Genomic DNA, 7,960 nt, shown 5'->3' on the forward strand with positions numbered 1-7,960 from the left:
CGACACCACCAGCGTCCGGCGTGCGACCCGGTCCAGGAAGGGCCATCGGTCACCGCTCGGCGAGGAGAAGGTCCCGTGCCCCGGCCCTCCCGCCAGGGCGGGTCGAGATCTACGATGAAGCTCACGTCTGCTCGCGCGTCGCGTCCACGCGATCGGGCAGAGGCCACCCGGCCACACCAGGGTGGTCGCCGGAACCAGGGGAGCACAGGTGCAGCCATGAAGAAGCGTGAGGACACGGGTCTGCGTGACCTGGTCAAGGCGGTGACGCTGGCGCTCGCCGCAGCGGCCGTCGTGCGGGAGCTCAGGCTCCCGCGGGGGGAGCGGTCGTGGCACGGGCGCATCGTGGGGGTGCCCTACGACCTGCGCCGGCCCACCTGGGAGCGCGTGCGTCAGAGCTGGTGGGCGCCGGCAGACCCGAGACTGGTCACACCGCGGGCCTTCGGGGTCGGCTGGGCGATCAACCTCGGCCGCATCACCGAGCTCGCCAGGGCTCGGACGCACCGAGAGCACTGACACGGGACTCGACCGGCCCGGCGGCCGGTGGCGGTGTGCCGGCCGACTGCTCGGCGCGTCGCTTGATGCCCAGGAGCATCTTGCGTTCCATGACGGCGTGCGGCAGCTCCACGAGCAGGACGTACGCCGCACCCGGCAGGCCACGCTCGGCGTGCGAGCGGGCGATCAACCGGCACGTGGTCGCGTCGACAGGCTCCACCACGTAGGCGCCCCAGTTCTCGATGAGCAGCGACCGAGGCGGGTCCGCTGCGGCGATGGTCGTCGCGTAGCCGGGAAAGATCGACAGCTCGTCACCTGGGCTGCGGTGCTGCCACTCGTCGTGGATCCGGTCCGCGCTGGTCACCTGGCACCCTGCGAGGTTCTCCAGCCAGTCGTAGGAGTAGAACCCGCCGCGGTCCTGGCCGATCTGGACCAGCCACGACCAGACGACCTCGGCCGGCGCGTCGACCGTGACGGCACGTGTGGTGGTGAGCAGCGCGTCGTCGATGTCACCGGGATAGGTCCTGGTGCGCTCCTGCGGTGTGGCTCCCCACCGGCGCATCCGCGGACGGACCAGGCCGACCTCGAGCCATGAGGCCAGGAGAGCGGCGCTCGTCGCCGCCCATGCGGCGCGCCGGACCCATCCCGGCCGTGCACGGTCGGGCCACCGGCGGACCACGGCGACCGGTGCGAGGACACCCGCCGCAGCCAGGGCGACGGGGCCCCCAGACACGACGACCGCCGCGCGGACGGGCCCGAGGACGCTCACGACGCGCTACCCGTCATGTCGAAGACCAGTCGCGCGGGCACCTGACCGGCAAGCACCTCCTCGAAGCACTCGTTGACGTCCTCGAGACGCCGGGTGCTCGTGATGACACGTGTCCGTCCGCTCGCGTGCAGCGCGAAGCAGTCGACGAGGTCGTTGCGGGTGCCTACCAGCGAACCGATGATGGACTTGCCCGTCAGGACGGTCTCGAAGATCGGGAGCTCGAGCATGTTGTCCGCCGGCAGGCCGACGATCACCAGACGCCCGTTGGGGTTCAGGGCGGCATGCGCGGCACGCATCGCGGCAGGGGAAGGGACAGTCACCAGTGCGACGTCCACCCCGCCGAGAGCAGCCAGCTCGCCCGCCTGGTCACCGCGTCCGTCGACGACGTGGTCGGCACCGAGCTCCTCAGCCAGCCGGAGCTTGTCGTCGTGCACGTCGACGGCCACCGTCGTCGCGCCGAAGACCTTCGCGTACTGGAGGCCGAGGTGCCCCAGACCGCCGATGCCGACGACCATGGCCGTCTCGTTCGGCTGCGGCCGCGCCACCTTGAGCGCCTTGTACGTGGTGACGCCCGCGTACGTCAGCGGAGCAGCATCGAGTGAGCTGACCCCGTCGGGCACGCGGACCACGTGGCTCGCGTAGGCCACGGCATACTCGGCATAGCTGCCGTCCATCGTGTACCCCATGTACTGCGGGTCGGTGCAGAAGGTCTCCCACCCGCCCACGCAGTACCGGCAGCGGCCACAGGCCAGACCGAGCCACGGGAGAGCCACCCGGTCCCCGACAGCGAGGTGCAGGTCGCCCTCACCCAGCTCCTCGACCACACCGACGCCCTCGTGGCCGGGGACGAGCGGGATCTTCGGCTTCACCGGCCACTCCCCGCGGGCGGCATGGATGTCCGTATGGCACAGGCCGGACGTCTCGATCCGCACGAGAACCTGTCCGGGACCAGGGTGCGGGACAGGGACGTCCCGGATCTCCAAGGGTGCTCCGAGCTGGGGGACGACGGCGGCCTTCATGGTTTCCTCCCGGGGGTGATGGTGCGGGCGCGGTGCTCGGTGGAGACCCCGCGCAGGGGAACGACGACAAGGACGACACCGGCGGCCACGGCGACGGCAGACAGCACCCCGAGCACGACAGCCGCGTCGTCCAAGGCCGGCAGCTCGGCACCGGCGGCGACCGCGGCCGCGACGGGTGCGCTCCCGTCAGCGTTCATGAGGACCGCCGTCCAGTCGCCGTCGGCGAGCTCCCACGTGATCGTCACCTCGCCCGGACCGGTGTCCTCGACCACCCAGAACGTCTGCCCCGACGGGGGATCCGGGGTCGTCGACCCCGGGCGTGCGCCGTACTCCGGCTTGCCGTCGTCGAAGCCCGTGACGGTCTCGTGGTCCACCTCCGCCAGGTAGCGCTCCACGTCGGGCGTCGGGCCGATACCGAGAAAGAGCTCCGCGCCGTCCGCCGGTGCAGCGGTCAGCCGGGCGTCGCCCAGGAGCCGACCCGGCAGGAAGTCACCCGGAGCGTCGGAGTGCAGGCGCACGCTCTGGGAGGTGATGGCGTGGGTCCGGCTGTCGAACGCCCGAGGGTCGCTCATGAGGAAACCGTCCCGGTCTCGGGCACCGGAGTCGACCACCGTCAGGGCGACCGCCGTCCCACCCATGCCCAGACCGGTCAGGACCAGCACCGACCCGACGACCAGCGCAACGACCCGACCCGGCGACCAGCCCGCATCATGACGCGACGGCGGACGAGGAGCCGACGCCGCTCCAGACCCCCCGACCCCAGAGCCGTCCACCCCAGGCTGCTCTCGAACGACCTGCTCCAGGCCCCCCTGGTCGAGCGCGAACGGCGGGTAGCGATCCGTCATGAGCGCCGCATAGGCCACGACCCGCAGCACCCAGCGATCGAGCCCGATCACGAGATCGAACACCCGCACCGGATAACGACCCGTGAACAACAGCACCACCGCAGCCACCAGCACGAGAAGACCGATCAGCCCCATCCCCGAGAACGACTCCCGATCCCCCTCCTGCACCGCATACCCCACACCACCCAGGAACAGGCTCAGCACCAGGTAGTGCGGGATCGCCAACAACCACCACTTCACCAGGACGAGACCGCGCGACAGACGCAGCGGATACTCGATCTCGAGGTGAGCAGGATAGTCAGCCACCTCGTGCAGCGAGAACGGCGGATACCGATCCGTCCCCAGAGCCCCGTACGTGTAGAACGACACCCGCCACGACCAGCGCAGCACCCCGACGTTGAAGTCGAACAGCGCTCGCGGATACCGCCCCGCGAAAAGGATGGCGAAGAACGCCATCACGCTCGTCACACCGAACGCGACCCACAAGAACGCCAGGACCACACAGTGCGGCAGCGCCAGCAACCACTTCACCAACCACAGCCCACGGCTCAACGGCTCGTCGAGCCGAGCGTCGACGTGCACCGGACGTGGATCGAAGACCGCAGTGGTGGACATGATGCCTCTCAGAGCACTTCACCTGATCTCCAGGCTCCACCACCCAGAACCCCGCCCGACAGGGCCAGCGGTCACCTCCCGCAGGGAACATGGTCCCGACACCGAGCCACCGGACCCCGTGGTCCCCGCACCCGACGCACCACCACCGCCCGCCCCCAGGCCGACGGGCCCCGTCGTGTACAGGTCCTTCGGCCCTACACCCACCGCCCACGCAAGTCCAAGGTGGACCTGAGACGCCCCCCACGAGTCCGCCCGCACGAGGAAGAAGAACCGACATGTACGCCGAGGCAGGAGACCGGCTCGTCGTCCAGAGCGCACACCTCGACACGCCCGCCCGAGACGCGAAGATCCTCGAGGTGCGCCACCCTGACGGCAGCCCTCCCTACCTCGTCCGATGGTCCGACACCGGACACGAAGCACTCGTCTATCCCGGGCCCGACGCCCACGTCCACCACACCGTGCCCCACACCGACTCATAACAGCCCAGGCCCGCTACCGGCACACACACGCGCCGCAGAGCTGAGCCCCACAGCGAGCGGGCCCCCGACCAGCCCGCGCCCAGACTCCCGAACGGGCGCAAGAGGGACGGAGGACGACGATGGCAGACAGCAGTGCCGGAGCAGCCGCAGGAGGCGGAGCGCTCTACGGCCTGGGCATCTTCGGCGCATGGGTCTACTTCTGGCAGCAGGCCGACGCATTCTGGGAGTACCTCTACGCGATCTTCCAAGGCATCTTCTGGCCGGCCTACATGGTCTACGAGGCCTTCGCGGCGCTCGCAGCCTGACGACCACCCGCCGCACGCAAGGTCCCGCTACACGACCGGGCGCCAGAACTGACGACCTCCCTCGTCGCGCACCACGACACCGACCCGGTCCAGCTCCACACGCAAGTCCTCAGCGGCCTCCTCCTGCCCACCGTCGAGAGCCTTCTGCCGCGCCGCGAGGATCGCATCGCCTCCGGCCGGAAGGCCCGGCGCGTTCTCGAACCACCGAGAGAAAGCCCCAGCCAGAGGATCGGCCTCGACCCACCTATACCCGCAGCCGATGAACACAGCCCTCAACCTGTCGGTCGGGAGGTGATCGACCGGGGCACGCGCACCCCGACGACCCGACGCATCCTGCACCACAAGATGCCCACCCTCGAGAAAGACCGTCGCGACAGCGCTCCGAGGGACCCGTCGAACCTCGTCCCCCCGCGTCACGACGACGGCCTGCGGCTCGACCGTCACATAGACGACGTCCCCGTACACCGACAGCGCCAGAACCAGACCCAGCGCCACCCCGAGAACGACCAGAGCGAGCACCGTCCACGACCCCGTCAGCTCGTCGACCAGACTCAACGGACCCTGGAACGGAACCCAGGAGAGGCCCACGATCCAGTCGAGCCCCAGCGCGAGCACCCCGCCCGCCATCGCACCGAGCACGGGGACACCGCACCACACCAACAGGTGGAAAGCACGCGACGGCCCCACGGTCGTCGCAGACGAAGCATCGGCCATCTCCGAAGGGTCGCACACCGCGACGCCGTCCACGAGACCGTCAACGAGACACCCACCACCCATCCAGGCGCACCGCTGAGTACCGTAGAACCACCAGCCACCCCTCCGCAGGCGGCCACGAGCACAAGGAGCCCCACACATGGCAGACAAGAAGAACGGCTTCGGCCTCGACGACCTCGGCGCGCTCGCAGGCAAGGCCAAAGAACACCTCACCGACGAGAACATCGACGCCATCGCCGAGAAGGTCACCGCCGTCGCCCCCGACTCCGTCGACAAGGCCGTCGCCGCGCTCGCAGAGAAGGCGAAGCAGGCGAACAACTGACCGACGGACGACCGACGGACGACCGACGACGGACCGACGACGGACCGACGACGGACCAACGACGGACCGACGACGGACACGGTCGGCGCCGGTGGCCCGCGAGCGGGGCCGGTGTCGGTAACATCGAGGGGCGCATGTCACCAGGCAGCGCCCCTCGAACGTCATTGGAGTAGACCACCGTGTCTGAGTCGTCGCCGCTGGACCCGTCCGTCACCATCACAGTCGATGGTCAGCAGACGACGGTGACCACGGGCACGACCGGCACCGAGCTCTTCGCCGAGCGCCGTGACGTCGTCGTCCTGCGCGTCGACGGCGAGCTGCGCGACCTCTCGTCCGAGCTCCGCGAGGGCACGGTCGTCGAGGGCGTGACCATCGACTCGCCCGACGGCCTCGACGTGCTCCGGCACTCGGCCGCCCACGTGCTCGCTCAGGCGGTGCAGCAGGTCAACCCCACCGCGAAGCTCGGCATCGGCCCGCCCATCAAGGACGGGTTCTACTACGACTTCGACGTCGCCGAGCCCTTCACGCCCGAGGACCTCAAGGCCCTCGAGAAGGCGATGATGCGCATCGTCAAGGAAGGCCAGACCTTCCGTCGTCGTGTCGTGGCCGACGCGGACGCGCTCGTCGAGCTCGCTGACGAGCCCTACAAGATCGAGCTCGTGGGCCTCAAGAGCAGCAGCGACACCGCCGCCGAGGGCGCCTCGGTCGAGGTCGGAGCGGGCGAGCTGACCATCTACGAGAACGTCCGCCGCAACGGCGACGTCGCGTGGTCCGACCTCTGCCGCGGCCCGCACCTGCCGAGCACAAAGCTCATCGGCAACGGCTACCAGCTCATGCGCAGCGCTGCGGCGTACTGGCGGGGGAGCGAGAAGAACCCGCAGCTGCAGCGCATCTACGGCACCGCGTGGCCCACGAAGGACGAGCTCAAGGAGCACCTCGAACGCCTCGCCGAGGCCGAGCGCCGCGACCACCGCCGGCTCGGCACCGAGCTCGACCTCTTCTCCTTCCCCGACGAGATCGGGTCCGGCCTCGCGGTCTTCCACCCCAAGGGCGGCATCATCCGCTCCGAGATGGAGCAGTACTCCCGCAAGCGGCACATCGAGGAGGGCTACTCCTTCGTCAACACCCCGCACATCACCAAGGAGCAGCTCTTCCAGACGTCGGGCCACCTCGACTGGTACTCGGAGGGCATGTACCCCCCGATGCACCTCGACGAGGAGCGCGATGCCGACGGCGTGGTGCGCAAGGCAGGGCAGAACTACTACCTCAAGCCCATGAACTGCCCGATGCACAACCTCGTCTTCGCCTCGCGCGGACGCTCCTACCGCGAGCTCCCGCTGCGCCTCTTCGAGTTCGGCACCGTCTACCGCTACGAGAAGTCCGGTGTGGTGCACGGTCTGACCCGCGCCCGCGGCTTCACGCAGGACGACGCCCACATCTACTGCTCGCGCGAGCAGATGAAGTCCGAGCTCACCGACGCACTGAACTTCGTGCTCGGCCTGCTCAAGGACTACGGGCTCGACGACTTCTACCTCGAGCTCTCCACCCGTGACCCCGAGAAGTCCGTCGGCTCGGACGAGGTCTGGGAGGAAGCGACCCGCACGCTCGAGGAGGTCGCCACCGAGTCCGGCCTCGAGCTCGTCGCCGACCCCGAGGGCGCGGCGTTCTACGGACCGAAGATCTCCGTCCAGGCGAAGGACGCCATCGGGCGCACGTGGCAGATGTCGACGATCCAGCTCGACTTCAACCTCCCCGAGAAGTTCGACCTCGAGTACGCCGCCGCCGACGGCACGCGCCAGCGACCGGTGATGATCCACCGTGCGCTCTTCGGCTCGATCGAGCGCTTCTTCGCCGTGCTCACCGAGCACTACGCCGGAGCGTTCCCGGCCTGGCTCGCGCCGGTCCAGGTCCTCGCCGTGCCCGTCGCAGAACCCTTCAACGACTACCTCGCCGACGTCGTCGCGCAGCTCCGTGCGAACGGCGTCCGCGCCGACCTGGACGACGGCAGCGACCGCTTCGCCAAGAAGATCCGCACCGCGTCGACGCAGAAGATCCCCTTCGTGCTCATCGCCGGGGGAGAGGACGCCGAAGCCGGCGCCGTCTCGTTCCGGTACCGGGACGGACGCCAGGACAACGGCGTCCCGATCGCCGACGCCATCGAGCGTGTGCTCGCGGCCGTGCGGGACCGGGTCCAGGTGTGAGCGAGACCGCCGCAGAGCACCCGGGCGTCCCGGACTCGCTCGAACGGCTCTGGACGCCGCACCGGATGATCTACATCGGAGGGCAGGACAAGCCCGCCGACGCGAGCGCCGCCTCGTGCCCGTTCTGCTCGATCCCGGCGGGGGGGGGGGGGGGGGGGGGGGGGGGGGGGGGGGGGGGGGGGGGGGGGGGGGGGGGGGG

Annotated in this window: 9 protein-coding genes and 1 pseudogene; 6 read left to right on the forward strand and 4 right to left on the reverse strand. The window is 69.8% G+C overall.

Annotated features, from left to right (window positions below):
- Positions 1–216 precede the first annotated feature (216 nt).
- Positions 217–513 (forward strand): DUF5808 domain-containing protein, encoded by a 297-nt coding sequence (locus tag ABKW26_RS16395; RefSeq protein ID WP_348595025.1) that lies wholly within the window; start codon positions 217–219, stop codon positions 511–513.
- Here the strand turns inward: ABKW26_RS16395 and ABKW26_RS16400 are convergent.
- The 3 genes from ABKW26_RS16400 to ABKW26_RS16410 are packed head-to-tail and all read right to left on the reverse strand — an operon-like array spanning position 473 to position 3,740.
- The gene (locus tag ABKW26_RS16400) at positions 473–1,261 is read right to left on the reverse strand and encodes a hypothetical protein (protein ID WP_348595026.1); all 789 of its coding nucleotides are present in this window, start codon (positions 1,259–1,261) and stop codon (positions 473–475) included. The two genes, ABKW26_RS16395 and ABKW26_RS16400, sit on opposite strands and share 41 nt — an antisense overlap.
- Positions 1,258–2,280, reverse strand: coding sequence for a zinc-dependent alcohol dehydrogenase (locus ABKW26_RS16405; RefSeq protein WP_348595028.1), 1,023 nt, complete (start codon positions 2,278–2,280; stop codon positions 1,258–1,260). The genes ABKW26_RS16400 and ABKW26_RS16405 overlap by 4 nt, the downstream gene beginning before the upstream one ends.
- Positions 2,277–3,740 carry a DUF4389 domain-containing protein gene (locus ABKW26_RS16410; RefSeq protein WP_348595029.1) on the reverse strand — a complete coding sequence of 488 codons (1,464 nt, stop codon included), beginning with the start codon at positions 3,738–3,740 and terminating at the stop codon, positions 2,277–2,279. The genes ABKW26_RS16405 and ABKW26_RS16410 overlap by 4 nt, the downstream gene beginning before the upstream one ends.
- Positions 3,741–4,015: 275 nt before the next feature.
- On the opposite strand from ABKW26_RS16410, the gene ABKW26_RS16415 reads away from it, so the two are divergent.
- Both ABKW26_RS16415 and ABKW26_RS16420 read left to right on the forward strand, forming a co-directional pair.
- On the forward strand, positions 4,016–4,219 hold the full coding sequence (locus ABKW26_RS16415; RefSeq protein ID WP_348595030.1) for a DUF1918 domain-containing protein: 204 nt from the start codon (positions 4,016–4,018) through the stop codon (positions 4,217–4,219).
- 119 nt (positions 4,220–4,338) lie between these two features.
- Entirely contained in the window at positions 4,339–4,524 is a 186-nt protein-coding gene (locus tag ABKW26_RS16420; protein WP_348595031.1) for a hypothetical protein, read from the forward strand.
- A 27-nt stretch (positions 4,525–4,551) separates the two neighbouring features.
- On the opposite strand, the gene ABKW26_RS16425 is transcribed toward ABKW26_RS16420, so the two are convergent.
- Complete coding sequence (locus ABKW26_RS16425; protein ID WP_348595032.1) at positions 4,552–5,139, reverse strand: hypothetical protein; 588 nt, start codon at positions 5,137–5,139, stop codon at positions 4,552–4,554.
- Positions 5,140–5,377: 238 nt separating this feature from the next.
- On the opposite strand from ABKW26_RS16425, the gene ABKW26_RS16430 reads away from it, so the two are divergent.
- The 3 genes and pseudogenes from ABKW26_RS16430 to ABKW26_RS16440 all read left to right on the forward strand — a co-directional run.
- Entirely contained in the window at positions 5,378–5,560 is a 183-nt protein-coding gene (locus ABKW26_RS16430) for a hypothetical protein (protein WP_348595033.1), read from the forward strand.
- A gap of 179 nt (positions 5,561–5,739) precedes the next feature.
- Positions 5,740–7,761, forward strand: a complete 2,022-nt coding sequence (gene thrS, locus ABKW26_RS16435; RefSeq protein WP_348595034.1) for a threonine--tRNA ligase — start codon at positions 5,740–5,742, stop codon at positions 7,759–7,761.
- Positions 7,758–7,960 (forward strand): annotated as a pseudogene (locus ABKW26_RS16440) (hypothetical protein); the annotation flags it as partial. The gene thrS and the pseudogene ABKW26_RS16440, both read left to right, overlap by 4 nt.

It is taken from the genome of Sanguibacter sp. 25GB23B1, from assembly GCF_040012415.1.
Lineage (GTDB): Bacteria > Actinomycetota > Actinomycetes > Actinomycetales > Cellulomonadaceae > Sanguibacter.